Origin of the sequence: uncultured Photobacterium sp., assembly GCF_947502415.1 — a bacterium.
GTDB lineage: Bacteria > Pseudomonadota > Gammaproteobacteria > Enterobacterales > Vibrionaceae > Photobacterium.
In genome coordinates this window covers 18,656-45,332 of the sequence record NZ_CANMZV010000028.1, presented here as the reverse complement: position 1 = coordinate 45,332, position 26,677 = coordinate 18,656, and the positions used below count along the sequence as shown (strand labels likewise).

28 protein-coding genes are annotated in these 26,677 nt (G+C 48.8%); 21 read left to right on the top strand and 7 right to left on the bottom strand.

The window, feature by feature from the left end:
* The first annotated feature begins 125 nt into the window (after positions 1–125).
* From leuS to lipA, 12 genes are all read left to right on the top strand, one after another.
* Positions 126–2,702 (top strand): leucine--tRNA ligase, encoded by a 2,577-nt coding sequence (leuS, locus tag Q0852_RS21065; protein ID WP_299021802.1) that lies wholly within the window; start codon positions 126–128, stop codon positions 2,700–2,702.
* 153 nt (positions 2,703–2,855) lie between these two features.
* Positions 2,856–3,512 (top strand): LPS assembly lipoprotein LptE, encoded by a 657-nt coding sequence (lptE, locus tag Q0852_RS21060; protein WP_299021799.1) that lies wholly within the window; start codon positions 2,856–2,858, stop codon positions 3,510–3,512.
* Entirely contained in the window at positions 3,509–4,537 is a 1,029-nt protein-coding gene (gene holA, locus Q0852_RS21055) for a DNA polymerase III subunit delta (protein ID WP_299021797.1), read from the top strand. Before lptE ends, holA begins: the two co-directional genes overlap by 4 nt.
* 117 nt (positions 4,538–4,654) lie before the next feature.
* Positions 4,655–4,972, top strand: coding sequence for a ribosome silencing factor (gene rsfS / locus Q0852_RS21050; RefSeq protein WP_299021794.1), 318 nt, complete (start codon positions 4,655–4,657; stop codon positions 4,970–4,972).
* Positions 4,973–4,979: 7 nt separating this feature from the next.
* Positions 4,980–5,450 carry a 23S rRNA (pseudouridine(1915)-N(3))-methyltransferase RlmH gene (gene rlmH / locus Q0852_RS21045; RefSeq protein WP_299021792.1) on the top strand — a complete coding sequence of 157 codons (471 nt, stop codon included), beginning with the start codon at positions 4,980–4,982 and terminating at the stop codon, positions 5,448–5,450.
* Positions 5,451–5,456: 6 nt separating this feature from the next.
* Positions 5,457–7,415: a penicillin-binding protein 2 gene (gene mrdA, locus Q0852_RS21040; RefSeq protein ID WP_299021791.1), complete on the top strand. Its 1,959-nt coding sequence runs from the start codon at positions 5,457–5,459 to the stop codon at positions 7,413–7,415.
* Complete coding sequence (mrdB, locus tag Q0852_RS21035) at positions 7,412–8,533, top strand: peptidoglycan glycosyltransferase MrdB (RefSeq protein ID WP_299021789.1); 1,122 nt, start codon at positions 7,412–7,414, stop codon at positions 8,531–8,533. Before mrdA ends, mrdB begins: the two co-directional genes overlap by 4 nt.
* Positions 8,534–9,340 carry a septal ring lytic transglycosylase RlpA family protein gene (locus Q0852_RS21030; protein WP_299021787.1) on the top strand — a complete coding sequence of 269 codons (807 nt, stop codon included), beginning with the start codon at positions 8,534–8,536 and terminating at the stop codon, positions 9,338–9,340. It begins immediately after the preceding gene.
* 192 nt (positions 9,341–9,532) lie between these two features.
* Positions 9,533–10,708 carry a serine hydrolase gene (locus Q0852_RS21025; protein WP_299021785.1) on the top strand — a complete coding sequence of 392 codons (1,176 nt, stop codon included), beginning with the start codon at positions 9,533–9,535 and terminating at the stop codon, positions 10,706–10,708.
* Positions 10,709–10,870: 162 nt separating this feature from the next.
* Positions 10,871–11,146, top strand: coding sequence for a DUF493 family protein YbeD (gene ybeD / locus Q0852_RS21020; protein WP_299021783.1), 276 nt, complete (start codon positions 10,871–10,873; stop codon positions 11,144–11,146).
* A 120-nt stretch (positions 11,147–11,266) separates the two neighbouring features.
* A complete protein-coding gene (lipB, locus tag Q0852_RS21015) occupies positions 11,267–11,914 on the top strand; it encodes a lipoyl(octanoyl) transferase LipB (RefSeq protein WP_299021781.1) in 648 nt (215 codons plus the stop codon).
* Positions 11,914–12,882: a lipoyl synthase gene (lipA, locus tag Q0852_RS21010; RefSeq protein ID WP_299021778.1), complete on the top strand. Its 969-nt coding sequence runs from the start codon at positions 11,914–11,916 to the stop codon at positions 12,880–12,882. Before lipB ends, lipA begins: the two co-directional genes overlap by 1 nt.
* A gap of 123 nt (positions 12,883–13,005) precedes the next feature.
* Here lipA and bamC read toward each other — a convergent pair whose 3' ends face one another.
* Together bamC and dapA are read right to left on the bottom strand one after the other, a co-directional pair.
* The gene (gene bamC / locus Q0852_RS21005) at positions 13,006–14,034 is read right to left on the bottom strand and encodes an outer membrane protein assembly factor BamC (RefSeq protein ID WP_299021776.1); all 1,029 of its coding nucleotides are present in this window, start codon (positions 14,032–14,034) and stop codon (positions 13,006–13,008) included.
* Between the two features lie 30 nt (positions 14,035–14,064).
* A complete protein-coding gene (gene dapA, locus Q0852_RS21000; protein WP_299021774.1) occupies positions 14,065–14,946 on the bottom strand; it encodes a 4-hydroxy-tetrahydrodipicolinate synthase in 882 nt (293 codons plus the stop codon).
* Between the two features lie 257 nt (positions 14,947–15,203).
* Between dapA and Q0852_RS20995 the strand changes: the two genes are divergently transcribed.
* Together Q0852_RS20995 and bcp are read left to right on the top strand one after the other, a co-directional pair.
* The gene (locus Q0852_RS20995; RefSeq protein ID WP_299021772.1) at positions 15,204–15,743 is read left to right on the top strand and encodes an ACT domain-containing protein; all 540 of its coding nucleotides are present in this window, start codon (positions 15,204–15,206) and stop codon (positions 15,741–15,743) included.
* Between the two features lie 9 nt (positions 15,744–15,752).
* Positions 15,753–16,220, top strand: a complete 468-nt coding sequence (gene bcp, locus Q0852_RS20990) for a thioredoxin-dependent thiol peroxidase (RefSeq protein ID WP_299021769.1) — start codon at positions 15,753–15,755, stop codon at positions 16,218–16,220.
* A gap of 98 nt (positions 16,221–16,318) precedes the next feature.
* On the opposite strand, the gene Q0852_RS20985 is transcribed toward bcp, so the two are convergent.
* Together Q0852_RS20985 and Q0852_RS20980 are read right to left on the bottom strand one after the other, a co-directional pair.
* Positions 16,319–17,107: a DUF4198 domain-containing protein gene (locus Q0852_RS20985; protein WP_299021766.1), complete on the bottom strand. Its 789-nt coding sequence runs from the start codon at positions 17,105–17,107 to the stop codon at positions 16,319–16,321.
* A gap of 46 nt (positions 17,108–17,153) precedes the next feature.
* A complete protein-coding gene (locus tag Q0852_RS20980) occupies positions 17,154–17,468 on the bottom strand; it encodes a hypothetical protein (protein WP_299021764.1) in 315 nt (104 codons plus the stop codon).
* A gap of 258 nt (positions 17,469–17,726) precedes the next feature.
* Here Q0852_RS20980 and Q0852_RS20975 point away from each other — a divergent pair, with 258 nt between their 5' ends.
* The 3 genes from Q0852_RS20975 to Q0852_RS20965 are packed head-to-tail and all read left to right on the top strand — an operon-like array spanning position 17,727 to position 20,810.
* Complete coding sequence (locus Q0852_RS20975) at positions 17,727–17,954, top strand: FeoA family protein (protein WP_299021763.1); 228 nt, start codon at positions 17,727–17,729, stop codon at positions 17,952–17,954.
* A gap of 40 nt (positions 17,955–17,994) precedes the next feature.
* The gene (gene feoB, locus Q0852_RS20970) at positions 17,995–20,532 is read left to right on the top strand and encodes a ferrous iron transport protein B (protein WP_299021760.1); all 2,538 of its coding nucleotides are present in this window, start codon (positions 17,995–17,997) and stop codon (positions 20,530–20,532) included.
* The gene (locus tag Q0852_RS20965) at positions 20,532–20,810 is read left to right on the top strand and encodes a FeoB-associated Cys-rich membrane protein (protein WP_299021758.1); all 279 of its coding nucleotides are present in this window, start codon (positions 20,532–20,534) and stop codon (positions 20,808–20,810) included. Before feoB ends, Q0852_RS20965 begins: the two co-directional genes overlap by 1 nt.
* 113 nt (positions 20,811–20,923) lie before the next feature.
* Here Q0852_RS20965 and Q0852_RS20960 read toward each other — a convergent pair whose 3' ends face one another.
* Entirely contained in the window at positions 20,924–21,991 is a 1,068-nt protein-coding gene (locus Q0852_RS20960; protein WP_299021755.1) for an AI-2E family transporter, read from the bottom strand.
* Between the two features lie 7 nt (positions 21,992–21,998).
* On the bottom strand, positions 21,999–22,226 hold the full coding sequence (locus Q0852_RS20955) for a sulfurtransferase TusA family protein (RefSeq protein ID WP_299021754.1): 228 nt from the start codon (positions 22,224–22,226) through the stop codon (positions 21,999–22,001).
* Between the two features lie 193 nt (positions 22,227–22,419).
* Here Q0852_RS20955 and Q0852_RS20950 point away from each other — a divergent pair, with 193 nt between their 5' ends.
* The 4 genes from Q0852_RS20950 to Q0852_RS20935 all read left to right on the top strand — a co-directional run bounded on the left by Q0852_RS20950 (position 22,420) and on the right by Q0852_RS20935 (position 25,400).
* On the top strand, positions 22,420–23,874 hold the full coding sequence (locus Q0852_RS20950; RefSeq protein WP_299021752.1) for a M48 family metalloprotease: 1,455 nt from the start codon (positions 22,420–22,422) through the stop codon (positions 23,872–23,874).
* A 140-nt stretch (positions 23,875–24,014) separates the two neighbouring features.
* The gene (gene arsC, locus Q0852_RS20945) at positions 24,015–24,365 is read left to right on the top strand and encodes an arsenate reductase (glutaredoxin) (protein ID WP_299021750.1); all 351 of its coding nucleotides are present in this window, start codon (positions 24,015–24,017) and stop codon (positions 24,363–24,365) included.
* Positions 24,365–24,955, top strand: a complete 591-nt coding sequence (gene wrbA / locus Q0852_RS20940) for an NAD(P)H:quinone oxidoreductase (RefSeq protein WP_299021747.1) — start codon at positions 24,365–24,367, stop codon at positions 24,953–24,955. Before arsC ends, wrbA begins: the two co-directional genes overlap by 1 nt.
* 10 nt (positions 24,956–24,965) lie before the next feature.
* Complete coding sequence (locus Q0852_RS20935; RefSeq protein WP_299021746.1) at positions 24,966–25,400, top strand: DUF2069 domain-containing protein; 435 nt, start codon at positions 24,966–24,968, stop codon at positions 25,398–25,400.
* Between the two features lie 53 nt (positions 25,401–25,453).
* Here Q0852_RS20935 and Q0852_RS20930 read toward each other — a convergent pair whose 3' ends face one another.
* A complete protein-coding gene (locus Q0852_RS20930) occupies positions 25,454–26,650 on the bottom strand; it encodes a DUF2066 domain-containing protein (RefSeq protein ID WP_299021745.1) in 1,197 nt (398 codons plus the stop codon).
* Positions 26,651–26,677 lie beyond the last annotated feature (27 nt).

Here is a 26,677-nt window from a genome sequence, read left to right as displayed (position 1 = left end):
GACAAGAACTAACAATTACTATCCGAATTGGCCTCAGCTATTGTTGACACCTCTACCTTTAGTTATTCTATGTCGATTATATTGAATGTGTATGTACTTAACTCACAAAATCCTGGATGTCATCGATGCAAGAACAATATCGCCCACAGGACATTGAACAACAAGTTCAAGAGCACTGGGACAACAACAAGACCTTTGTTGTAAGTGAAGACCCAAATAAAGAAAAATTCTACTGTCTCTCCATGTTCCCGTACCCGAGCGGTCGACTGCACATGGGGCACGTTCGTAACTACACCATCGGTGATGTAATTTCCCGTTACCAGCGCCTTCAAGGCAAGAATGTAATGCAGCCAATCGGCTGGGACGCATTCGGCCTGCCAGCAGAAAATGCAGCGGTGAAGAACAAGACAGCGCCTGCGCCTTGGACTTACGAAAACATCGAGTACATGAAAAACCAGCTTAAATCACTAGGCCTGGGTTACGACTGGAACCGTGAATTCGCAACATGTACGCCTGAGTACTACCGTTGGGAACAAGAGTTTTTCACTAAGCTTTACAACAAAGGTTTGGTTTACAAGAAAACCTCTTCAGTAAACTGGTGTCCTAACGACCAAACTGTACTGGCTAACGAGCAAGTAGAAGACGGTTGTTGCTGGCGTTGTGATACTCCGGTAGAACAAAAAGAAATTCCACAGTGGTTCATTAAGATCACTGAATACGCACAAGAGCTACTAGACGATCTAGACAAACTAGACGGTTGGCCTGAAATGGTGAAAACCATGCAGCGCAACTGGATCGGCCGCTCTGAAGGTGTTGAACTGTCTTTCGAAGTTGAAGGCCAAGACGCACCACTAGAAGTGTACACAACACGTCCAGATACCCTAATGGGTGTAACGTACGTGGGTATCGCAGCGGGTCACCCTCTGGCTGAGCTTGCAGCGAAATCAAACCCTGAACTTGCGGCATTCAACGAAGAATGTAAAAACACCAAAGTTGCTGAAGCAGAACTAGCAACGATGGAGAAAAAAGGCATGGCAACCGGCCTTTACGCAATCCACCCACTAAACGGTCGTCGTGTTCCTGTATTCGTAGCGAACTTCGTACTAATGGATTATGGCACAGGTGCGGTAATGGCGGTACCTGCGCACGATCAGCGTGACTTTGAATTCGCAACCAAATACGGCCTTGATATCATTCCTGTTATCAAGCCTGAAGACGGTAGCGAGCTAGACGTATCTGAAGCGGCATACACAGAGAAAGGTGTACTGTTCGATTCTGGCGAATTTGACGGCCTAGACTTCCAAGGGGCGTTCGATGCAATCGCAGCGAAACTGGAGGCAGAAGGTAAAGGTAAGAAAACCGTTAACTTCCGTCTACGCGACTGGGGTGTATCTCGTCAGCGTTACTGGGGTGCTCCAATCCCAATGGTAACGACTGAAGACGGCGAAGTTCATCCAGTACCTACTGACCAACTACCAGTTATCCTACCAGAAGACGTGGTAATGGACGGCGTAACTAGCCCAATCAAAGCGGATAAAGAGTGGGCGAAAACCACCTTTAACGGCGAGCCAGCACTACGTGAAACAGATACCTTCGATACCTTCATGGAATCATCTTGGTACTACGCACGTTACTGTTCACCACAAGCTGACGATATTCTAGACCCAGAAAAAGCAAACTACTGGCTACCAGTAGACCAGTACATTGGTGGTATCGAGCACGCTTGTATGCACCTTCTGTACTCGCGCTTCTTCCACAAATTGCTACGTGACGCAGGTTACGTAACATCTGACGAACCGTTCAAGCAACTGCTATGTCAAGGTATGGTACTGGCTGATGCCTTCTACCACACTAACGACAAGGGCACCAAAGAGTGGATTGCACCGACTGACGTTGAAATCGAGCGCGACAGCAAAGGCCGCATCGAAAAAGCAACCGACAGCCAAGGCCGCGACGTAACACACTCAGGCATGATCAAAATGTCTAAGTCGAAAAACAACGGTATCGACCCACAAGAGATGGTAGACAAGTACGGTGCTGATACCGTTCGTCTATTCATGATGTTTGCATCGCCTGCTGACATGACGCTTGAGTGGCAAGAATCTGGTGTTGAAGGTGCTAACCGCTTCCTAAAACGTGTCTGGAAACTGGTTAAAGAACACGCAACTAAAGGTGCTGCTGAAGCAGTAGACGTTGCAGCACTGTCTTCTGATCAGAAAGTACTGCGTCGTGATGTTCACAAAACGATTGCAAAAGTAAGCGATGATATCGGCCGTCGTCAGACGTTCAACACCGCAATTGCTGCAATCATGGAACTGATGAACAAACTGGCTAAAGCCGCTCAAGAATCTGCACAAGATCGTGCCCTACTTGATGAAGCGCTAAAAGCTATCGTTCGTATGCTATACCCAATGACCCCACACATCTGTTTCGAAATGTGGGAAGCACTAGGTGAAAGCAACATCGACCAAGCACAATGGCCTGAAGCTGACGCTAAAGCATTAGTTGAAGACGAGAAGCTAATCATTGTTCAAGTTAACGGTAAGCTTCGTGCGAAACTGACTGTTGCAGCAGACGCAACCAAAGAACAGGTTGAAGAGCTGGCGCTGAACGACGAAAATGTTACTAAGTTCACTGACGACAAAACTGTTCGTAAAGTGATCTACGTACCAGGTAAACTGCTGAACATTGTTGCGAACTAAAAAGGTTCGAACTAAAGCAATTTATTTGTGCCTAATCCATGGTCCCTGGCTTACAGGGATCATGGATGGCTCCTACCGGTCCACCCTATCCCTTACCCGGTTCAACCATGTTGACCGGTTAGTTTTCACTAACTTTTTCATGGAGCAGACTCGGTGAAAGCTTTCTTATCTCTAAAAAGCACAATCCGAACCCTCTTGATTGCAGTAATGGCCCTGGCCACTGCCTCTTGCGGTTTCCACCTTCGCGGTAACTATATGCTACCCGACGATATCGCCAAATTATCCCTGACCAGCTTTGACCGTTTCGGCCCGTTAACCCGACAGGTTGAATCGCAGTTTAAACTGCACGGCATCGAATCTGTCCCGCCATCGCCGACAGTACCGAACCTGCACCTGATCAGTGAATCAACCGGCGAACGTACTCTGTCGCTATACCAAAACAGCCGTGCCGCCGAATACGAACTGACCTATAACGTCAGCTACCGTATTGTTGTACCGGAAAAAGGCAGCCAGACCTATACCACTAAGGTCAACCGCACCTTCCTCGACAACCCACTGACAGCCCTGGCAAAGTCAGTCGAACGCGATATGATTGAAGACGAAATGCGCCAACAGGCTTCTCGTCAAATCATGCGCCAGCTTGCCCGTCTGACCGCCGACTTCAACAAGTTGGAAGAAGAAAAGCTGGAAGCCATGATGGAAGATGGTACCGAAACTAACACCAGCGTTACGACAGAAGCCATCGAAGATACACAAGCAGGTAATACCCTGTTTGCCGATGACGAAAACCCGAGCAACAAAGCAGAATGAGAATCTACCCGGAACAACTGGCGCAGCAGCTAGGCAAAGGGCTGCGCCAAGCCTATCTTCTATTTGGTAATGAACCACTCCTTAAACAGGAATGCGGCGATCAAATCAAACAAGTAGCCCAGCTGGCCGGCTTTGATGAACGCCACACCTTTACCATTGACGCCCAACTCGACTGGAATCAAGTCCTTGACTGCACCCAGGCCATGAGCCTATTTTCTGCAAGGCAGATCATCGAGCTGGAGGTCCCGGAATCCGGACTCAATGCCAACCAGGCCAAAGCCCTGCAAGAGGTGATAGCCACCCTGCACAGCGACATTCTGCTCTTGATGCATGGCCCGCGCCTGAACAAAAAACAAGAAAGTGCCAAGTGGTTCAAAGCGCTTACCGAGCTTGGCTTATATATCCCCTGCAATACCCCGGATGCCCGCCATCTACCGCGATTCATTCAGGGACGCTGCCAAAAGCTAGGGCTTAACCCTGACCATGAGTCAGTCCTGATGCTAGCCCAATGGCATGAGGGGAACCTGCTGGCTCTGGCACAAAGCCTGCAAAAGCTGACACTGCTTTATCCTGATGGAGCCCTAACGGTTGTTCGTCTCGAAGAGGCTCTGAGCCGCCATAACCACTACACCCCGTTCCAGTTGGTCGACGCCCTGCTGGCAGGCCAAAGCAAACGTAGCCAGCGGGTGCTCCGCCAGCTAGAAGGAGAAGGTATCGAAGCCGTCATCCTGCTGCGAACCTTGCAGCGCGAGCTGACCCAACTCTATAAAATGCAGGAGATGGGTAGCAAGGGCACCCCGCTGAACATCATTTTTGAGCAGTTTCGTGTCTGGCAAAGCCGCCGTGAAGTCTATATCGGTGCCCTGCACCGGCTGCCGCTCAGCACTCTGATCCAGCTATTACAGCAACTGGCCCGGCTGGAGATAAAAGTTAAAACTGATTTCGATTTTCAGCCTTGGCCGGCGTTATCCGCCCTGTGTGCCGAAATGTGTGGAATTCGGACACATACCATGGAGAAATTGTAAAATTACTGCCAACTTGTATCGAACAAGGTTGAGCATGGTATACTGCGCCGCTAAATTGTGACTCAGAGCGATCTGGGACTAAATTAATTACACCAATCACCAAATGAGGGGATTCCTTTGCAGGTTCAAGAACTACACGATTTTATTGTTGATAAAGTTGACGATATTAAAGCCCAAGACATTGTGACTCTAGACGTACGCGGTAAGTCAAGCATTACAGAGTTTATGGTTGTGTGTACCGGTACATCAAACCGTCACGTATCCTCGATTGCTGACCACGTCAACAAAGAATCCAAGCTGGTCGACTACCCTCCTTTCGGTATCAGCGGCGAAGAAGACGGTGAGTGGGTGATTGTTGATATGGGTAGCGTTATGCTGCACATCATGCAGGAAGACGCACGTAACCTGTACCAACTGGAGAAGCTTTGGGGCTAATTAACAGATGAAGCTTCAACTGATTGCTGTTGGCACCAAGATGCCAAAATGGGTCGAAGAAGGCTATAAAGAATATAGCCGCCGCTTCCCGAAAGACATGCCGCTAGAGTTAATCGAAATCCCGGCCGGCAAACGCGGCAAAAATGCCGATATTGCGCGTATCCTGCAAAAGGAAGGCGAAGCAATGTTAGCTGCCGTACCAAAAGGCAACCGCATTGTCACTTTGGATATTCCTGGCAAGCGTTGGGATACAGAGCAATTGGCCGGCCAGCTAGAAAGCTGGAAACTAGACGGGCGAGATGTCTCAATCTTGATCGGCGGCCCAGAAGGACTGGCTCCGGCCTGCAAGGCAGCAGCAGATCAAAGCTGGTCATTATCTCCCCTGACTTTACCTCATCCTCTGGTACGAGTGGTGATGGCTGAAAGCCTTTACCGCGCGTGGAGTATTACTGCCAACCACCCATACCACAGAGAATAATTGCCAATGAGACAAAAGCGAACCCAGATCCGCGACCACCGCGCTGAGTCGGCGCTGTTTTTCCGCCGTGCTCTTGTCTCATTTATCGGCATCATCGTGCTGGTAAGTTTACTGCTGGCCAACCTGTACAATATCCAGGTCAGCCAGCACGAAGACTACCAGACACGATCAAATGACAACCGGATCAAAATTGTTCCGGTTGCTCCTAACCGCGGCCTGATCTACGACCGTAACGGCATTCTGCTGGCAGAAAACCGCCCGGTATATTCACTGGAAATCACCACCGAAAAAGTTCCAAACCTGGAAGAAACCTTTGTCCAGCTTACAGAACTGATGGGGATCACGGATGAAGACATCAAACGGTTCCGCAAAGAGCGCCGCCGTACCCGTCGATTTAAATCAGTCCCGCTGCTAAACCAGCTGACAGAAGCCCAAGTGGCACTATTTTCTGTCAATCAGCACTATTTCCCAGGCGTTGAGGTCAAAGCCTACCTCAAGCGCTATTACCCTTATGGTGAAGCCCTGACCCATGTTCTAGGTTACGTTGCCAAAATCAACGATCGCGATCTCCAAAAGTTAGAGCGCGACGAAAAGATCAACAACTACAAGGCAACCCGCGATATCGGCAAGATCGGTATCGAAAAATACTATGAAGACCTGTTGCACGGCACCTCCGGCTATCAAGAAGTTGAAGTTAACAGCCGCGGACGGGTCATTCGTACCCTCAAATACGTCCCCCCAATCCCGGGCAAAGATATTCGCCTGAACCTGGATATCGAACTGCAACTGTATGTTCAGGAACTACTGACAGAGCGTAAACAAGATCCGGACACCGGCGAAGAAATCATCAAGCACAAGCGCGGTTCCGTGGTCGTCCTCGATCCACGGGATTCATCAGTACTGGCGATGGTATCCAGCCCGAGCTACGATCCGAACCTGTTCGTCCACGGCATTTCAGGTAAAAAATACCGTGAGTTGCTGAACGACAAAAACCGCCCGCTGGTTAACCGCGTCACCCTGGGGATCTACCCGCCGGCCTCCACCATTAAGCCAATGATCGCAGTTGCGGCACTAAGCGAAGGTGTGATCACTACCCGAACAACCCGTAATGACCCTGGTTACTGGAAAATACCGAACTCTAAGAGCCGGGCATTCCGAGACTGGCGGCGCTGGGGCCACGGTAAGGTTAACATCTACAAAGCCATTGAAGAGTCAGTCGATACCTTCTTCTATCAGGTCGCTTATGACCTCGGTATTGACCGCCTGTCCAACTGGATGGGCCGCTTTGGCTTCGGAGAATACACCGGCATCGATATCCACGAAGAGAGTCAGGCCAATATGCCGACCCGTGAATGGAAACAAGCCCGATTCCGCAAACCTTGGTATCAGGGTGATACTATTCCGGTCGGAATCGGCCAGGGTTACTGGACCGCAACACCACTGCAAATAGCCAAAGCAACAAGTGTCCTGGTTAACGACGGGCTTGTCGAAGCTCCGCACCTGCTCAAAGGCATCATAGATGATGAGACAGAAATGCCGGCCAAGTTTGACAACTATCCGCCAATTACCAATGTCGACCCTAAATACTGGGAGGTCGCCAGAGAAGGTATGTACAACGTGCTATTTGGCAAAAAAGGTACAGCAAGACGTGCCTTTGCCAAGGCTAAATACAAAGCCGGCGGTAAATCAGGTTCCGCGCAGGTCTTTAGCTTGGCCGAAAACCAGAAATATAACGCAGATGAACTGAAAGAACACCTGCGCGACCACGCACTGTTCACGGCATTTGCTCCATATGAAAAACCAGAGGTGGTAGTTTCCATGGTTCTGGAAAATGCCGGCGGTGGTTCATCCAACGGTGGTCCGGTCGCCCGCAAGATTTTTGACCATATGTTACTCAAACCCAAACAAACCGATCAATCACAGCAAGCGGTGAAAGATGCCAAGTTAGCAGAGGTGAATCAATGAGTATCATGACTGCAACAGGAAAAAAAAGAACACTCAGCAACCGCCTACATCTGGATATGCCGCTGTTGCTTGGGATCTTGACGCTTATGGGCTTTGCCCTAATGGTCATGTACAGCTCCAGTGGTCAAAGCCTCCCAATGATGGAACGCCAGGCGGTTCGCATGCTTTTGTCACTGGGGATCATGTTTATCCTGGCACAAATTGCTCCGCGCCATTACGAAACCTGGGCTCCCTACCTATTCGGAGTCGGGCTGCTACTATTACTCGGCGTATTGCTTTTCGGCGAAGCCTCCAAAGGGGCACAACGCTGGCTTAACTTGGGTTTTGTCCGTTTCCAGCCCTCGGAACTGATCAAACTGGCAGTCCCCCTGATGGTAGCGCGATTTATCGGTAATCAACCACTACCGCCCAGCTTCCGTAATATCATTATTGCCTTGGTGATGATTTTTGTTCCGACAATTCTGATCGCCAAACAGCCTGACCTCGGTACCTCCATCTTGATCGCGGCATCAGGTATCTTTGTCTTGTTCCTATCGGGGATCAGTTGGCGACTCATCGGCGCAGCAGCTGTCATGCTTGGCGCTTTCATCCCGATTCTTTGGCTGTTTCTGATGCGCGACTACCAGCGCACCCGGGTACTCACCCTGTTCAATCCGGAGTCCGACCCACTCGGGGCTGGCTACCATATTATCCAATCAAAAATCGCTATCGGCTCCGGCGGCCTGACAGGCAAAGGATGGCTACACGGAACCCAGTCCCAGCTGGAGTTTCTGCCAGAACGTCACACGGACTTTATCTTCGCGGTGATTGCTGAGGAATGGGGGCTAATTGGGGTTATCTGCCTGCTAGCCATCTACCTCTTTATCATTGGCCGAGGTTTGATGCTGGCTAGCCGGGCCCAGACAGCCTTTGGCCGGATGATGGCTGGCAGTATCGTATTGAGTTTCTTCGTCTATATTTTTGTTAACATCGGGATGGTAAGCGGCCTGCTGCCTGTAGTTGGGGTTCCCCTTCCACTGGTCAGTTACGGCGGCACCTCCATGGTCACCCTGATGGCTGGCTTCGGGATCCTGATGTCAATTCACACCCATAGAAAAATGTTGTCTAAGGCGACCTAAATGCGCGCATACTCTCTTTTATTTTTGTTATTACTGGCGGGCTGTAGCTCTACACCAAGCAATGAACGCTACGACCTGGCTGACGATGTCGCCCCGAAATCGTCACTGACCCTGGATCATATAGAGGATGCCCAACCCCGCTATGAATCTCAAAGCCTTGCCGGAAACAAAGATTACACCCTGCGCGGTAAAGATTACAAAATCGTCGACAACAATAACGAATTCACCCAGGAAGGCTACGCCTCATGGTACGGACAGAAATTCCATGGCCACAAAACCTCCAATGGTGAAATCTATGACATGTACTCAATGACGGCGGCTCACAAAACGCTACCGCTGCCAAGTTATGTCAAAGTTACCAACACCAGCAACGGCAAGGTAGTCATTGTACGTGTCAACGACCGCGGCCCATTTCACGAAGGTCGGGTCATTGACCTGAGCATGGCCGCCGCAGCCAAGCTGGACGTCATCAAAAATGGCACGGCGCCGGTTAAAATTGAACTGATCCGTGTAGCAAAACCCGAGTCTCCCGACGAATGGCAAAGCGCCAATCCGCATTTCTATTTTGTCCAGCTGGCAGCAGTAACCGATGAGAACAAAGCCAAACAAATGGCTCAGCAACTAGAGCAAGACTTTGCCACCCAGGTTGATCTGAAAAAAGCCGACGCAGCTGAAGTATACCGACTACGCCTCGGTCCTTACCTCGACCGCGATGAAGCAATTACCCAACGGGATAAAGCCAAAACCAGCCTTTATCCGGGCGCTTTTATCATCACCTCACAACGCGAGTTGGAACAAAAGCAATAATTTAGACTCTATATCCAGGCACTCTCAAGATACTTGGGTATATCTACTGCTAGCACACACGGATTAATGTCAAAGAATATCAAGAATCCCAAACAAGCCCTGTTTCAGAGGCTGCAACCGTGGGTTCTCGATTTACAATCTGATATAGTGTGTGCAGTTTTTTTGCAATCGACAAATTAAGTTACAACTATCATGAAGAAATCTGCTGCACTTATTCGTTCTGTAGCTGTATCAGCAACCCTGCTGGCTTCAGTGTCTGTCGCAGCTGCACCAGCTGTCGTACCTGAAGCACCGCAGATCGCTGCCAAAGGCTATGTATTAATGGACTACCATTCCGGAAAAATCCTGGCCGGAAACAAAGAGTATGACCAGATCCCACCAGCCAGTCTCACCAAGATGATGACCAGCTACGTCATTGGCCAGGAGGTCAAACGCGGCAACATCTCGATGAATGATACTGTGGTGATCAGCAAAAATGCCTGGGCGAAGAACTTCCCTGGCTCATCCAAGATGTTCATCGAAGTTGGCAGCGAAGTTAAAGTCTCTGATTTAAACCGCGGCATCATCATCCAGTCGGGCAATGATGCCTGCGTGGCAATGGCTGAACACGTGGCCGGCTCAGAAGACTCTTTTGTCGATTTAATGAATGCCTGGGCCAAAACCCTGGGGATGGATTCAACCCATTTCGGCAACGTACATGGCCTGGATAACCCGAACCTGTACACTACGCCATATGACATGGCGCTGCTGGCACAGGGTCTGATCCGCGATGTTCCAGAAGAATTCGCAATCTATAAAGAGAAGTCCTTTACCTACAACGGTATTACCCAGTACAACCGCAACAGTCTGCTTTGGGATAAGAGCCTGAATGTTGACGGTTTGAAGACCGGGCACACCAACAACGCAGGTTACAGCCTGGTAAGCACCGCGACTGAAGGCAAGATGCGCCTGGTTGCTGTGGTAATGGGTACCCAAAGCCCGAATGCTCGTAAGGCTGAGAGTAAAAAGCTGCTTAACTACGGCTTCCGCTTCTTTGAAACTGTCTCTCCACACAAGGCTGACGAAACCTTCGTGACCGAGAAAGTATGGATGGGTGATACAGATGAAGTATCACTGGGTGTTGCTGAAAATACATTCGTGACCCTGCCTCGCGGCCAAACCAAAGACCTAAAAGCCAGTTTCGTACTGGAAAAAGAGCTGAAAGCACCAATTTCCAAAGGTGACGAAGTCGGTAAACTTTACTACCGCGTTGGTGATGAAGATATTGCAGAGTACCCACTGCTGGCACTGAATGATGTTAAAGAAGGTGGCCTCTTTAGTCGCTTAATTGATTACATTATGTTGCTATTTAAAGGCTGGCTAAGCTAATCCAGCTCACTGATTATCAATAAAAAAGAGGTAACATCTGTTACCTCTTTTTGTTTCCGGCCACCATTGTGGCCCGCCTCAGATGCTTGTTTTATAGCGGGCGACCCATTAATATGCTCGGCTAAAACACAGTTATACCAATGCAAAATCCTGGAGTTCAGAATGCAGCAGCAAGAACAGCCAAAACTGAAAGATCTATTAGAGTTTCCTTGTAAATTTACCTACAAGGTGATGGGCTACAATAAACCTGAACTATCAGATCTGGTTGTTGAAGTTATTCAGCGTCATGCCCCTGGTGACTACTCTCCTTCCGTAAAACCAAGCGGCAAAGGTACTTACAGTGCTGTTTCTGTTTCAATTACGGCAACATCAATCGAGCAGGTTGAAACGCTATATAAAGAACTGGGTGAAATTGATATTGTTCGCGTAGTCCTATAAGCCGACACAGTATAAAACCCTACAATTTGGCGGCTGTAAAACCAGTCGCCAAGTTTTATAATACACCCATTGTGTGGTGTCATTTCCCAGGCACCGCCTGACGAAACAATGGGTGTTAAATTGCAAAAAAGAATTATCATTCGAAATCTTGGCCGCCGGGATTACCAAAAAACTTGGCAAGCCATGCACGAATTCACAGATCAGCGTAATGCCGAAACCACAGACGAAGTCTGGCTGGTTGAGCACGATCCTGTGTTCACCCAAGGTCAGGCAGGCAAAGCCGAGCACTTGCTCGATACTGGCGATATCCCAGTGGTACAAAGCGACCGTGGCGGTCAGGTAACCTATCATGGGCCAGGCCAACAAGTCGCTTATATTCTCGTTGACCTGCGACGTATAAAACTCGGTGTGCGTGATCTGGTTACACACATTGAAAATACGGTAATAAATACTCTTTCCCACTTCGGGATTGAGTCCAATGCCCGTCCTGATGCTCCAGGCGTGTATGTCGATGGCAAAAAGATATGCTCGCTCGGACTTAGAATCAGGCGTGGTTGCTCTTTTCATGGTCTGGCACTCAATATAAACATGGACCTGGCGCCATTTTTACGCATCAACCCATGCGGCTATCAGGGGATGGAAATGACCCAGGTAGCAACCCAGAATGGCCCATCTGAACTGGCGGAAGTTCAGCCCGTACTTATAGAAGAGCTAGTCAAACTGCTCGATTATCAGAGCGTTGAGTGGATAACGGAAAGCAATTCATAATGAGCAAACCTATTAAAATAGAACAAGGTATCAAATATCGTGATGCCGACAAAATGGCGCTGATTCCTGTCCGTAATGTGGCAGAAGAAGCACCAAAGGAAGTTTTACGTAAGCCGGAATGGATGAAAATCAAACTTCCGGCTGATAGCCAACGAATCCAAGACATCAAGTCAGCAATGCGCAAGAACAAACTTCACTCGGTGTGTGAAGAAGCATCTTGCCCTAACCTGGCAGAGTGTTTTAACCACGGTACTGCTACCTTCATGATTCTGGGTGCAATCTGTACCCGCCGTTGCCCATTCTGCGATGTTGCCCACGGCCGACCGTTACCGCCGAATGCCGAAGAGCCAGTCCAGCTAGGCAAAACCATTGCAGACATGAACCTACGTTATGTCGTAGTGACCTCGGTTGACCGCGATGACCTACGCGACGGTGGTGCCCAGCATTTTGCTGATTGTACCCGTGAAATTCGAGCCAAGAGCCCGAACATTAAAATTGAAACTCTGGTTCCGGACTTCCGTGGCCGTATGGACCGTGCGCTGGAAATCCTGCGTGATAACCCGCCAGATGTCTTCAACCATAACCTTGAAACCGCACCGCGCCTGTACCGCAAGGCCCGTCCAGGAGCCAACTACCAGTGGTCACTGGATCTGCTGAAAAAATTCAAGGAAATGCACCCTGAAGTTCCGACCAAATCAGGCCTGATGATGGGCTTGGGTGAAACCAAGGAAGAGATCATCGAGGTACTGAAAGACCTACGCACTCATGGTGTAACCATGCTGACACTGGGCCAATACTTGGCTCCAAGCCGTCACCACCTACCGGTTGAGCGTTATGTGCCGCCTTCAGAATTTGACGAACTGAAAGAAATCGCACTGGAGCTGGGTTTCACCCATGCTGCGTGTGGCCCGTTTGTCCGCTCTTCTTACCATGCCGACATGCAGGCACAAGGTGAAGAAGTGAAGTAAGTTTTGCGCTAACGTGCAAAGCCGAAATATAAAAAAACCGCTGCGGAATAACCGAAGCGGTTTTTTTAATCTCAGCATTCTCTTGATATCGATATAAAAAGCGAGTTATACCAATATAAAAAGTTAGCTGTTGTTGGCGCGCTCAATAGCCGCTGCAAATACCGGAGCCAAACTCTTCAGCGCATCCTCGGTAACAGGCTTACCATCGGTATCAGTCACATTGACAGAAGTCCGGTTGCCCAAATCACCAAGCTGAAGGTTGTAAGTACGGCTATCAAGCTGGATAGGCTTAGTGCCGAGTTCAGTCCAGAACTCATCATCCGGAGAGCGGAATTTCACTTCAACTGTACCTTGCGAACGGTTACGGCCTTCAACAGTGAAACCAAGCTGGCTTAATACATCCGGCAAACGCTCCCAGAACACGTTGTATGGTGCACGAGCAATAATGACTGGTAAACCACTACGATCCTGTCCCATAGAGATTGGGATCTGCTTGACCAGCTCCTGAGCTCGTAGTTTTGCCTGATCACGCACCTGCTGATCATAACGGGACGTTACCAAGTTAGTCATTAAAATACTGTAACGCTCTTTGTTAATCGCCGAAACAGGTTTATTTTCTCCACCTTCACGCCAGTCAATCAAAGAGATCCGGTAACTATAACGATTAGGAGCCGATGTCTTTTCGATCCGATAACGACTACCGATCTCGCTTTCTTCATCTTCATTCGACCAGTTAACCCAATCTGTTTCCATCACGTCAGCAGACTGACTGCGCAGCTGGATATTTTTCTCACTAATCAAACGCTGAGTCAGCTGCCAGACTTTGGTCAACTCATCAGGTTTCACCAACAGCAAAGTTACACCATCGGCATCTTTGACTGTTCTGGCTCCCGGGATCAAAGCCAGCACCTGCTGAGGTGGACGAATATCAACATCAGCGCCGAGCTCACCCGGAAAGTTCTCGGCCGGAATCACATAGTCATTCACCTGGCTGGCCTGGGCACCGCTCGGCAAATTCCACGATCCTAATGGCTTCGTTTCAAGATAATTGAAATCCTGATTGGCCTGACGACGACGTTCAGCACCGCCAGAACATCCCGCCAAAGTGGCAACCATTACTGCTGTCACCACCAGCCTGTATTTATTATTCATTAAGCTTCTGCGCTCCTACGCTCTAGCAAATTACAGCAGCACATTGGCATCTTTAAGCGCTTCACTCACCACTTGTTGTGCCGGCTCACTCAGCTCAGTCAGCGGTAAGCGCAACGTTCCGTGCTTAATCAAGCCAAGTTGATGGGCTGCCCATTTTACAGGAATTGGATTTGACTCAACAAACAACTGCTCATGCAACGGCATCAAGCGTTCATTAATTTCCCTTGCTGCATCAAACTGGCCAGAAAGCGCCAGCTTATACATAGTTACCATTTCTGCTGCAGCTACATTAGCCGTCACCGAAATAACACCATGACCACCTTCAACAACAAAATCCAACCCAGTGGCGTCATCGCCGCTTAATTGGATGAAGTCTTCGCCACAAAGTTCCCGAGTTTTTTTAACTCGCGACAAATCAGCTGTCGCATCCTTAATGCCAACAATATTATCTAACTTGGCCAGACGAGCGACCGTTTCCGGCAGCATATCAACACCTGTACGAGAAGGAACATTGTATAAGATCTGAGGTATGTCTGTAGCTGCGGCAATAGCTTTAAAATGTTGATACAAACCTTCCTGAGTCGGCTTGTTGTAATAAGGTGTCACAGTCAAGCAGCCAGCAACCCCGGAGCCTGAAAAAAGTTTACTGAAGGTGATGGCTTCATGAGTGGCATTAGCTCCGGTCCCGGCAATAACCGGAATTCGGCCTTTGGCATATTCTATGGTTTTAAGAACCACCTTCACATGTTCATCTACAGTCAACGTTGCTGACTCACCCGTGGTTCCAACCGCCACAATTGCATCTGTCCCAGCTGCAATGTGGTATTCCACTAGTGATGCCAAACTGGCGTAATCAACTTCACCAGTGTCATCTAATGGCGTAACTAGCGCCACCATGCTTCCTGAAAACATGTCCATCTCCCCTGTATATGTAAGCTCTCATGGTACTTTTCAGTTACAGTAAACTCAAGACAGGAGTATGTAAATCAGTTAAGTAAAACCAGTCCAATACTTGCCAATAATCTATTATATTTCAGCGCAATCACAGAAGTTAATTCTATGCAATAAGACTTCTTCAATTTTGGAACTAGCACGACCTGCACCAATAGCTTGATTTACAATGACTGTGCTACCATGCAACTGATAATAACAATCAGATGTGTATAAATATGGAACATTACTTAGTAGTTACCGCTGTTGGTACGGATCGCCCAGGCATATCCGATGAAGTCACCCGGCTGATCAGCCAATGCAACTGCAATATTGTCGACAGCCGACTCGCTATTTTCGGCAGGGAATTCACCCTTATCATGCTGCTTTCTGGTAATGGTAATGCCATTTCCCGGGTGGAATCGACATTACCATTAAAGGCACAGGAGCATGATCTGCTGACCGTTATGAAGCGTACATCCAAACATGAGTACCGCTTTTTACCATATACCGCTGACTTCCATGTCGAAGCCGACGATATCCCGGGGCTGACTGAACAATTCACCCATTTTTTTGCCTGCCGGCAAATTGATATCGCTTCACTCAGTGCCCATACCCATGAAGCCAGCGAAGAAGGTCACCCGAACCGTTTCCAGTTACAGATCAGTGCTAATTTGCCTGAAGGCTGCAACTTAATGACAATACAAGAAGAATATGAAGCACTTTGCCAGGACTTGCTTGTTAATGGCACTGTGACTTTCATCGGCCATAATCAATAAGGAAAAACTATGAAGACGTTGACCGCTGGTACACCAGCGCCAAACTTCACGCTCATGAATCAAGACAACCAGCCTGTCAGCCTGGCTGACTTCAAAGGCAAAAAAGTACTTGCCTACTTCTATCCAAAAGCCATGACGCCTGGCTGTACCGTTCAGGCCTGCGGCCTGCGTGACAGCAAAGCAGAACTGGATGCTCACAATGTCGTGGTATTGGGCATCAGCATCGACCCGGTCAAACGCCTACCTAAATTTATCGAGCGCGATAACCTGAACTTCACCCTGCTATCTGATGAAGACCATACTGTAGCCGATCAATTTGGTGTCTGGGGTGAGAAAAAGTTCATGGGCAAGATCTATGACGGCCTTCACCGCATCAGCTTCTTAATCAACGAGGAAGGGGTAATCGAACACGTCTTCAACAAATTCAAGACCAAAGACCACCATGAAGTAGTCCTGAATTACCTCAACGACGCCTAATACCAAACTGAAAATAATCAGGCTTGAATCATAAAAAATCCCCCTGCGCATGGCGTCGGGGGATTTTTTTGATGCCTGATGAATGCAAACAAAAGAACTTATAGCTCTTTCGCGTTCACCCAGATCACAGCATCCTGAGACAATTCTTTGCCTTTATGCTCAGTTACTGGGCCTGCACCTAGACAAGCAAAGCCCCAAACACCAGCTTTAGGAATACCGAAAGTAAATTCACCATCCTGATCAGTAATCGCTACGATAGCGGTTTCAGGCGCATCACGGTGAGTTGTCTTACCAAACGCGTTACCTTTCATATCGATATCTGTGTTGATGTATTCAATCTCACACTCAACACCCGCTACTGGTTTGCCTTCAGACAATACCTGACCAGTAAAAGTGCCACCGGCAAATACCTGATATGGTTTGTTCAGCGGAACAATCTCAGTCGGTAGGTTCAAAGGCTGGTCCCACCCCGTTGGCAGACCACCTTTGTTCACATAAGACTTAGTGATTTGCTGAATGTAGATGTCTTCGCCTTTTTCATAGTAAGGTGCAGGAACAACGCCAAATACGTAATCACCGTTACGCTTCACTTTGTAGTCAGCCTGATAAGCTTTAGCTGTGTTTTCAGGACCTTTCCAGCTGATCTGCTCAAGCTTGTCCATCAGATCAATACGCTTATCTTTAAATTGAACAAAAAACTGCTCTGGCTTATCCATATCCATTACATGGCCGTTTTCCATCGGGTGACCGAAAACAAGTTTCATGTTCATACTAGTTGGTTTTTCTACAATCACATCTGGAGTGTAAGCCAACTGGAAGTGAGCATTCGCGGCACCAGATACAGCCAAAGCGGCAACACCAAGAGATGTAAGAAGCGTTTTTTTCATTTATTTCATTCCTTTATACTTAGAGGCCCAGCCTCATGACTGCGTATTATTCAGTAATATCTTCACTAGAGATTTCAACTAAGTGACCAGGACCAGCATTAAACTGTACCTTGTAATCACCTTCTGGCTTGTTAAATTCGAACTCACTGTCTTCACTCATCTTGCCTGCCAGCAGCTTCTTGCCATTAGCATCGACGACAGCCAGTTCAACGCCAGCCGCTGAAGAACCATCAGAAAAGCCGCCCTCGCACAACACGGTGCCGTCACCATTGTCGTAACAGGAACACAAAGGGGTATGAGCCATAGTAGCCAGCGGCATCATGGATAACATGAGCGCAAATGAAAGTTGTTTTTTATTCATGACGTGACCTGATTTAAATCGTTATTGGGGCTCACTGGCAGCTATTAATGACAAACCAATAAGCAATATCCTGAATACTGGGAAACAAGATACCAATATTGAAAATGAGAATCTCTCCTATTATTACCTTTATTGAGCCAGATCAACAATAATAATAACAATTCTCAACACCCTTGAAAGTAATTGATTTTTATAAATAATATCTTTGAGATAACCATCTTGAATATATTCTTTTTTATCAATTCGTGAGTATTCCTTATGACACTGAACGATATTCTTCCAAACCAAACCGTTGTTGTTCACCGTCATCACGCCACAGGCATGATCAGGCAACGCCTGATGGATCTGGGCATCATGCCGCAAGCTACTGTCACCATGATCAGAAGTGCACCATTAGGCGATCCCATTGAAATCAAAATTGATAACACCCATGTCTCACTGCGCCGTTCAGAAGCCGCAGGTATTGAAGTGACAAACATTGCTTAATCAAAAGCATGTTGTTAATGCCTTAGAAAGGAACGCAAAAATGTCAAATCGCACGCCGCTGGTTGCCCTTTCTGGGCAACAAAATGCTGGCAAATCCACACTTTTCAATCTGCTCACCGGAGCCCGGCAACACATTGCCAACTACCCAGGTGTCACTGTCGATAAAAAATACGGCTACTTCCGCCACCAAGGCCAAACATACCAAGCCGTTGACTTGCCTGGCACCTATAGCCTCTCATCATTTTCGCTAGAAGAACGTGTAGCCAGAGACTTCCTCTGCTCCGAGCAACCAGATCTGGTTATCAATGTCGTCGATGCAGCTAACTTGAAGCGCTCGCTGCACCTGACCGTACAGCTTCTGGAGATGGAGTGCCCATCTGTACTGGCATTAAACATGATGGATGTGGCTGATAGGCAGGGAATTGCGATTGACACTGAAAAACTCAGTCAACGCCTGTCGATTCCAGTCGTAACAACCGTCGGGCGAAAGGGGGAAGGACGCCAGGCACTATGCGATATCATCGAAGCAAATACAATCAAGCCACCAGCAAAGCCAAGTCCTCAAAATGAGAGCCAGCCACAATACCCGGCGTTGTCAGAATCAATGGCAATGCTAGAGTCTGCACTTGCTCCCTTAGAAGCCAAAGTTGCTGAGTTGCCTCGCCGCTGGCTCCAGCTCAAACTACTGGAAAATGATAGCCAGATCATCACCAAACTGGCTGATCTACTATCAGAGCCCGAGTTGACCATCCTCCGTGATATCGCAGAGCAACAACGTCATCAATTTGAGCAACAGCACAATACCAGCGTTAATGATTATATTGCCGCCCAACGAGAAGCCTTTATCCAGTCACTGCTTAATGACGCAGTAAGTATTGCACCAAGCCAGGGGCCAACCCTGTCACAGCGCATTGACCAGCTGGTGCTTAATCGCTTTCTGGCTCCGGTATTCCTGGTTCTGACCGTGTTTATGATCTACCAGTTGGCTATAGTCCAAGGCTATGAGCTCACCAACTACAGTTGGCCTTACCTGGCAAGCATGCGCGAGTTGGTGGCCGGAATGCTGCCGCAAGCTGGCTTCCTGTTTGATCCCTACACCCGATCCCTCGGATTGTGGATCGTTGATTCAGCCAATACACTACTGAACTATGTTCCGATCTTCATGATTCTGTTCGCCCTGATCGCCATTTTGGAAGACTCTGGCTATATGGCACGTATCGCTTTCGTGGTGGACAAAGTACTGAACCGCTTCGGACTACATGGCCAAAGTACCCTGCCGTTAATCCTCAGTGGTGTATTCGCCGGAGGCTGTGCTGTTCCGGGGATCATGGCAACCAAAGGGATTCCTGACCACCGCGCCAGAATGGCTACCATACTTACAGTGCCATTTATGAATTGTCTGGCAAAAGTGCCACTCTATACCCTGCTGGTTGGCATTTTCTTCGAGCAAAACAAAGCATTAATGATGTTCTACATCTCAACGATGACCATCATCGCCGCCCTGCTTGTTGCAAAATTACTCTCTGTCACCGTATTGCGTGGGGCGGAAAGTGCGCCATTTGTTATTGAGCTGCCACGCTATAACCTACCAACCGTTCGAGCTGTCCTGACCCGCTCATTTGAGCGTACCTGGATTTATATCAAGAAAGTCGGCACCATCGTTGTCGCCGTTTCTGTAGTGATTTTCACCCTACTGCAATACCCGGGATTACCGCAAGAGCGCGAAACCTTCTATCAGCAACAAGCTGAGCAAGCAGTCCACAAATTTACCAAGTCGATGAAAAACAACTCTTATCTGGAAGTCGCCCAGGGCGAGCAGTTGGTTTCTCTGGTGAATTACTACAATGACTACAAGCGGGCCAAACTTAACGCCAGCGGTGCTAAAGCCTCTAAAGCGGTCAATGTTACGTTCGAACAACGAAACCCAGCCTTCTACCCGCTTGTAAAAGCCCCTAAGGGAGACAAACAGGCGAAGAAAGCCAACCGAGCCTTGCGTAAACTGGCCAGTGCCCGTAAGTCCATCCGCAGGAAAATCAAGGAAGAACGTCTGACTAACTCCGTTCTTGGTTCAATAGGCCGTTCTATGGAGCCATTTACCCAATTTGCCGGCTTCGACTGGAAGATCAACGTCGCATTGCTATCTTCGTTTGCCGCTCGTGAAAGCAGTGTGGCAACCCTAGGGGTACTGTTCCAACAAGAAGATGACCAAAACAACTCTCTGGAACAGCGCATGGGTGATCAAAGCAACAACCTGACTTCGCTGACAGCCGTTGCAATGATTCTATTTTTTGCCCTGTATCCACCATGCCTAGCAACCACCATCATGGTAAGGGTTCAGACCGGACAGTACCGCTGGATGCTATTAGCCTTGATTTTCCCAACAGCACTAGGGCTGGGTGTCGCCAGTGCGACCTACACCCTAGGTATGGCATTGGGACTTTCCGGTATTGCCATGATGAGTGGGGTGTACCTCAGCGGCTTGGCCCTGCTATTGATCGTCGGGTTATTCCCCGCGTTCAAAAGTAAAATAATGCCAAAAACAGCACCCACCACATTAGGTAACCACGGAGTACGATAATGACAACCAAGACTGCACCGACTTTACCGGTAATGCCGGACTTAAATGCAACTACCGACTGGATGGATATCGTCGTTGTCAGTCTGGTGGTCTTCATCGCCCTGGTTTATCTCTATTTCAAATGGTGGAAAAACAAAGGCCGCTGTACCGGCTGCAGTGGCTGTGGGAAAAAAAACGCCACCCGTAAGTCTCATTGCCAGACGATAGGGACGATCGCCACCCTGCGCCCCATCGATGATGACGCGAAGCCATCATCTTCCCCGTCCACTAGCAGGTGACAACCAACGGGCAATCACAATGCATTGCCCACGGCTAAAACAAAAATGCCCGCATAACCTGCGGGCATTTTTTATCCTTTATTCGAAAAGAACCAACAAGCTTATTCTGCCGTCTACTCTTCGTCTTCACCGGGTTCATTAGATGGCAGTGCATTCCATACAGCTTTTACCAGCGTCGCCAGCGGAATGGCAAAGAACACACCCCAGAACCCCCAAAGTCCACCAAAAACCAGCACGGCAATGATGATGGCAACAGGATGAAGATTCACAGCTTCAGAGAACAAAACAGGTACCAGCACATTACCATCCAGAGCCTGGATGATGCCGTAAGCCACCAGCAACCACCAGAAATCCGGGCTAATGCCCCACTGAAATAGGCCTACCATTGCTACAGGTAGCGTCACTGCCGCAGCACCGATATATGGGATCAATACAGAAAACCCGACTAAAACCCCCAGCAATACAGCATAACGCAAATCCATTACCGCAAAAGTAATATAGCTGACGATGCCAACAATCAGAATTTCGGTAACCTTACCGCGAATATAGTTGGTGATTTGCTCGTTCATCTCAGCGCCGACCTTACTTGCCAGGCGACGGTTTTTCGGTAGCAATCCGCTCAAGGTCGCCAGCATTTCTTCTTTATCTTTAAGCAAGAAGAACACCAGTAAAGGAACCAAAATCAGGTACACCGCCAAAGTTGCCAAGCTAACCAACGAGGCCAGTGAGCCTTTGACCACACTCTCGCCCATCCCAAGCACTTTCTCCCGCAAAGTGTCCATGAATGTGACCACCTGATGCGGCTGAACAAAATCCGGATAGCGCTCAGGAAGACTTGAGACAAAACTCTGTAATCCGTTGAACATTGTCGGCACATCTGCAATCAGATTACTGACCTGATGCCAGATTGTCGGTACAAGACCAAAAATGGCCATGACCATAAGCCCGGCAAACAGCAGTAGTACCAGCATGACAGCTATTGAACGAGGCAGCCCGAGTCGGGTTAGCCTCATGACCGGCCACTCCAGCAAGTACGCTAACACAATAGCCACCAGCAGCGGGGCAATCAGGTTGCCAAAGAAATAAATGGTCAGGAAGCCGACTAATAAGATGGCAACGAGACTGACTGCATGGGGATCTGAAAATCGTCGCTGATACCAGCGATTTAGCATGTCCAGCATAAAATGTTTACTGCCTTTTGGTCACGGTTATTACGAGCTCTTGCTGACTAACAGCCTGCTCTTCAACATTAAACCCATGGTTTAACAGGTAACGGGGGATATCTTGTCTGGCTCCCGCGTCAGAAATATGAATTCTCAAACGCTGGCCGAAACGGAGGTCTACGGTCGCTCGCTTAGCCAATAACAGTGCCATAGGGCATCGTTCAGACGTCAAATCAAGCGATAGGATTTCCATTCCGGTAGGCTGACAGTTATTATCCATCGGAGTATTGTAAATGACATCGATGCGACAAAAAAGAAACCTGACATAGGTTTCGTTGTCTTAAGCCCTGTAAGTTATCTCTATTCAGCAATGATTTAACCAAATTGACCGAATCTTGACTATTGCTGACAAAACGAATTTCAGAAAAGGCGGTTCTACTATCAACATGTTTCGATTAACTAAGGCACCAACCTACCTCTTAATCAGTGCCTTATTGGGTTCAAGCCTGATGGCTCAGGCAGATAGCTTCAACAGCCTGCCGGAAATAGGGACGACAGCAGCGTCAACACTGACGATTGAAAAGGAAATGGAATACGGTGATGCCTATATGCGAATGCTGCGGGCCAGTATGCCGGTCATCAGCGATCCCCTACTATCGGAATATGTTCAGGATCTCGGGCACCGCTTGGTTGCCAATGCCAACGATGTTCGCACTCCATTCAACTTTTTCCTGATCCAAAACCGTGAAATCAACGCCTTCGCTTTCTTTGGCGGCCATGTAGCAATCCACAGCGGACTCTTTTTGCACGCTAACTCGGAAAGTGAACTGGCCTCGGTCATCGCCCACGAAATTGCGCACGTAACCCAACGTCATCTCGCCCGCAGCATGGAAGATCAGGCAAAGAAATCACCGGCCACTATGGCGGCTTTGATCGGCTCCCTCATGCTGGCTATTGCCTCACCTGAAGCGGGAATTGCAGCAATCCATGCTACCACTGCAGCCTCGGCTCAGGGCCGGATCAACTATACCCGCAGCAATGAAAAAGAAGCCGACCGTATCGGTATCAATACGCTAGCTAAATCCGGTTTCGATGTTCAGGCCATGCCACGTTTCTTTGGCCGACTGGCTGATCAATACCGCTATGCCAGCACACCACCAGCCATGCTACTGACCCACCCGTTACCGGAGTCACGAATTTCCGATACCCGTAGCCGCGCTGGCCAATTCCCGTCCCGCCGGGTAGATACCTCTGAGCGATACCTACTTGCTCGAGCGCGGATCGTTGCCCGCTATGCAGGCATTGACAGCGAAGCGGCACTGGACTGGTTCAACCGCCAGCTAAAGAAAGCTCGAGGAGCAGATAAAAATGCACTTAATTACGGTAAGGCTCTGGTATATATCGATTCTGGAAAATACCAGCAAGCCCGCGAGCTGCTGACCCCGCTGCTCGCGGCTGCGCCAGATAACCGCTTCTATATCGATTCCGCGACGGATCTTGACCTCTACGAGAAAAAATATGATCTGGCGATCTCGCGGCTTGAAAAAGCTCTTAAGGCCAATCCGGATCACTACGTACTGCGCCTAAACTTAGCCGCTGCACTGCAAAAAGCTGGCCGCAGCACCGAGAGTATCTCGATACTGACCCGCTACACCTATGATAATGCCGACGACAGTAACGGCTGGTATTTACTGGCCCAAGCCTATGCAGATATCGGGCGCCGGGATGCAGAACTGGCCGCCCGCGGCGAGTTGATGGCACTAAGAGGCCAGTGGGACAAAGCTATCCAGCACTACATCCAGGCCAGCCAGCTGGTTGATGTAAACTCACTTGACCAGGCTCGCTACGATGCCCGTATCGACCAGCTTCGCCATGCCCGTGCCAGGTTCGCAAATCTTTGATCCAGTAACTAATCTTTCCTTTTCCTCCCGGTTGCAGTTCCTCTACAATGGAACTGCAACATTTATTCCCCATTCTGCTAACCTGACCGCTCAACCAGATACAGGCAAATGGGTAAAATACCAAACTATTAGGAAAAGCTATGTCAGTTACTATCTACCACAACCCTCGCTGCTCGAAGAGCCGCCAAACCCTAGCCTTACTGGAAGAGAAAGGAATCGCCCCGGATGTGGTGAAATACCTCGAAGAAACCCCGAATGTCGAGCAACTAAAGAACCTTCTCAGCCAACTCGGCTTCAGCTCTGCTCGCCAGATGATGCGCACCAAAGAAGCCATCTATAAAGAGTTAGCCCTCGGTGAAGACGCGGTGACCGAACAGCAGCTTTTTGAAGCCATGACAAATAACCCGAAGCTGATCGAACGACCTATCGTTGTCAATGGTGACAAAGCGGCACTGGGCCGGCCACCTGAGCAGGTACTGGATATCCTATAATGCACAGCCTTCTGGTGCTCTACTACAGCCACCATGGCAATACCCGGCAGCTCGCCAGACAACTGGCTCGCGGTATCGAACAAATCGACGGTTGTGAGGCCATCCTCAGGACTGTCGCCGATATCGACATCCAAGGGACACTGACCGAATCACCAGGCACAGGTGATCCGTTTGTCACGCTAGAAGATCTCAAAAACTGCTGCGGCCTTGCTATGGGCAGCCCGGTTCGCTTCGGTAATATGGCCGCCCCACTAAAACACTTTATTGACAGTACCAGCGCCCAATGGCTGGCCGGAACCCTGATAGGCAAACCCGCTAGTGTCTTTACCTCATCCTCATCCATGCACGGTGGGCAGGAAACAACCCTGCAATCGATGATGCTACCGCTGCTGCACCACGGTATGCTGATTGTCGGACTGCCGTATTCAGAACCACTACTGCATACCACCCGTTGCGGCGGTACGCCGTATGGAGCATCTCACCTTAATCAGGGACAGCATAAGTTGTTGGAGAATGATGAAGCCGCCCTGGCACAAGCATTAGGAAGGCGGCTGGCAGAAACAGCAAAAAAGCTCCACTGCGATAGTTAAGGATAACCGTATGAAAGCAATGAGCAAGTCGACTCAAAACCTTCGCTACACCGCCCTTATAGCTAACCTATCTTTAATTCTCTGGGTTGGTCTTTGGCAAAGTACGATATCCCCTCATCCCCACCTCAACAGCTTTATTCTTGCCGGGATATGGGTATTGCCTCTGCTACTGCCATTGAAGGGAATTCTTGAAGGTAAGCCCTACACCCATGCCTGGGCCAATTTTATTTTAATGTTCTACTTCCTTCATGCACTGACCATTCTTTGGGTTGATGACGGCGAGCGACTACTGGCAATTATCGAGCTGGGGCTGGTCTCTTGCGCCTTTATCACCAATATTCTTTTTGCCCGAAGCCGAGGGCGTGAGTTAGGAAACAAATTGAAAAAGCTATCTCAGGTAGAAAGAGAAGAGAAAGAAGCTCACGAAAAGCAAAAGAGTGAGTGATAACAAGCAAAAAAAACGGTGGCATAAGCCACCGTTTTAATCTGCCTCACCCTTTACGGGTTCCAGTAGTACTGATTGCTCCGACTCAGAGCAGGTTCAACCGTAGCTTTTACATCTATAGCTTCAGGATCCTGTAGCTGCGGCTCTGTTAACGGGAATGCCCTCCTATCAGTATCAGCAGTCAAACTATCATCAACCGCCAGACTGTCGTTTACCGGTTTCACCATCGCTGTTTTTCTCAGACTATCTAACGGTGCTAACCGGTTATCACGGCTCAATTCACGTTTAAATGCGGCTTCCGAGCTTAACAGATTCACATCAAACACTACCTTGTCGCCATGCAACTTACTGGCATTAACCGTCGCCACCGAGGTCAGGTTCGTCAACATACGTTCAAGAGTAAAGAAGTCCTCTGTTGACTGGATATTTGCTACCTGAATAGCAAACTTACCCTCACTTGCCCCCCCCAACTGGACAGCATATCGCTCCGCCAGCAGATCAGCCACCTGGTTCATCATCTCACTCAATGCCTGAGACGAAGAGTCCGATGTACGCCCTTCCTCCGGAGCTACCTGAGAAGTCGTCAGGCTTTCTGGTTTACCGGTAAATAGCTGCCAACCCAGCAGGACATTCTCAGCCGATTGCTGGCGAAACCTTACCACCAAAACGGCATCAGGCTGATAGCGCATACTAGCATCGGCAATCGGCTGAACAAAACCGCCCCACAAATCCGGAATATTAATTGCGGTAACATCTTCGAAATCACCAATCGGCATCAGCACAGGCACACCGCGCATATCTGCGGCCTGTTTCAACTGTGGTAGGTATACGCTGCCAGACTGATCCCAAATAATACTCCGGTTACGGTTGGTATCCTCTACCATCCAAACCAGTACCGACGGACGCTGCTCATCCCATAAAGTAGCATTAGCCTGAGTCAACAGATTCCGGATCTGTGCGCGATCGAAAGTCAGCTCCAACGTCTGCAGCCCTTTCAGGTTGCCGTAACCAAGCTGGCTCACATAAGGCGTGTTATTGACCACCGCCTTACGGATAACTTCATTCTGCATAATTGCGCTTTGGCCCGACACTTTAATCAGGACTTGCTCCAGCGCTTCTTCACGAGCTTTTTTTTCCGACTGTTTGTCCGTGTCAGGCAAGACAACCTGTGCCTGGTACAAGTTGGTGACGGTTGCTGCTTTAAGCGGCAAGGCGAATAAAGCAAACATTAATAGAGCAAAACGCAACATAGAAAACTCATTCATCACTTAGTTAAT

Bases quoted from the DNA above. Each gene is read 5' to 3' on its own strand.
- leuS (WP_299021802.1), top strand. From the start codon at position 126: ATGCAAGAACAATATCGCCCACAGGACATTGAACAACAAGTTCAAGAG.
- holA (WP_299021797.1), top strand. From the start codon at position 3,509: ATGAGAATCTACCCGGAACAACTGGCGCAGCAGCTAGGCAAAGGGCTG.
- rlmH (WP_299021792.1), top strand. From the start codon at position 4,980: ATGAAGCTTCAACTGATTGCTGTTGGCACCAAGATGCCAAAATGGGTC.
- mrdA (WP_299021791.1), top strand. From the start codon at position 5,457: ATGAGACAAAAGCGAACCCAGATCCGCGACCACCGCGCTGAGTCGGCG.
- mrdB (WP_299021789.1), top strand. From the start codon at position 7,412: ATGAGTATCATGACTGCAACAGGAAAAAAAAGAACACTCAGCAACCGC.
- Q0852_RS21030 (WP_299021787.1), top strand. From the start codon at position 8,534: ATGCGCGCATACTCTCTTTTATTTTTGTTATTACTGGCGGGCTGTAGC.
- Q0852_RS21025 (WP_299021785.1), top strand. From the start codon at position 9,533: ATGAAGAAATCTGCTGCACTTATTCGTTCTGTAGCTGTATCAGCAACC.
- ybeD (WP_299021783.1), top strand. From the start codon at position 10,871: ATGCAGCAGCAAGAACAGCCAAAACTGAAAGATCTATTAGAGTTTCCT.
- lipA (WP_299021778.1), top strand. From the start codon at position 11,914: ATGAGCAAACCTATTAAAATAGAACAAGGTATCAAATATCGTGATGCC.
- bamC (WP_299021776.1), bottom strand. From the start codon at position 14,034: ATGAATAATAAATACAGGCTGGTGGTGACAGCAGTAATGGTTGCCACT.
- dapA (WP_299021774.1), bottom strand. From the start codon at position 14,946: ATGTTTTCAGGAAGCATGGTGGCGCTAGTTACGCCATTAGATGACACT.
- Q0852_RS20995 (WP_299021772.1), top strand. From the start codon at position 15,204: ATGGAACATTACTTAGTAGTTACCGCTGTTGGTACGGATCGCCCAGGC.
- bcp (WP_299021769.1), top strand. From the start codon at position 15,753: ATGAAGACGTTGACCGCTGGTACACCAGCGCCAAACTTCACGCTCATG.
- Q0852_RS20985 (WP_299021766.1), bottom strand. From the start codon at position 17,107: ATGAAAAAAACGCTTCTTACATCTCTTGGTGTTGCCGCTTTGGCTGTA.
- Q0852_RS20980 (WP_299021764.1), bottom strand. From the start codon at position 17,468: ATGAATAAAAAACAACTTTCATTTGCGCTCATGTTATCCATGATGCCG.
- Q0852_RS20975 (WP_299021763.1), top strand. From the start codon at position 17,727: ATGACACTGAACGATATTCTTCCAAACCAAACCGTTGTTGTTCACCGT.
- feoB (WP_299021760.1), top strand. From the start codon at position 17,995: ATGTCAAATCGCACGCCGCTGGTTGCCCTTTCTGGGCAACAAAATGCT.
- Q0852_RS20965 (WP_299021758.1), top strand. From the start codon at position 20,532: ATGACAACCAAGACTGCACCGACTTTACCGGTAATGCCGGACTTAAAT.
- Q0852_RS20960 (WP_299021755.1), bottom strand. From the start codon at position 21,991: ATGCTGGACATGCTAAATCGCTGGTATCAGCGACGATTTTCAGATCCC.
- Q0852_RS20955 (WP_299021754.1), bottom strand. From the start codon at position 22,226: ATGGAAATCCTATCGCTTGATTTGACGTCTGAACGATGCCCTATGGCA.
- Q0852_RS20950 (WP_299021752.1), top strand. From the start codon at position 22,420: ATGTTTCGATTAACTAAGGCACCAACCTACCTCTTAATCAGTGCCTTA.
- arsC (WP_299021750.1), top strand. From the start codon at position 24,015: ATGTCAGTTACTATCTACCACAACCCTCGCTGCTCGAAGAGCCGCCAA.
- wrbA (WP_299021747.1), top strand. From the start codon at position 24,365: ATGCACAGCCTTCTGGTGCTCTACTACAGCCACCATGGCAATACCCGG.
- Q0852_RS20935 (WP_299021746.1), top strand. From the start codon at position 24,966: ATGAAAGCAATGAGCAAGTCGACTCAAAACCTTCGCTACACCGCCCTT.
- Q0852_RS20930 (WP_299021745.1), bottom strand. From the start codon at position 26,650: ATGTTGCGTTTTGCTCTATTAATGTTTGCTTTATTCGCCTTGCCGCTT.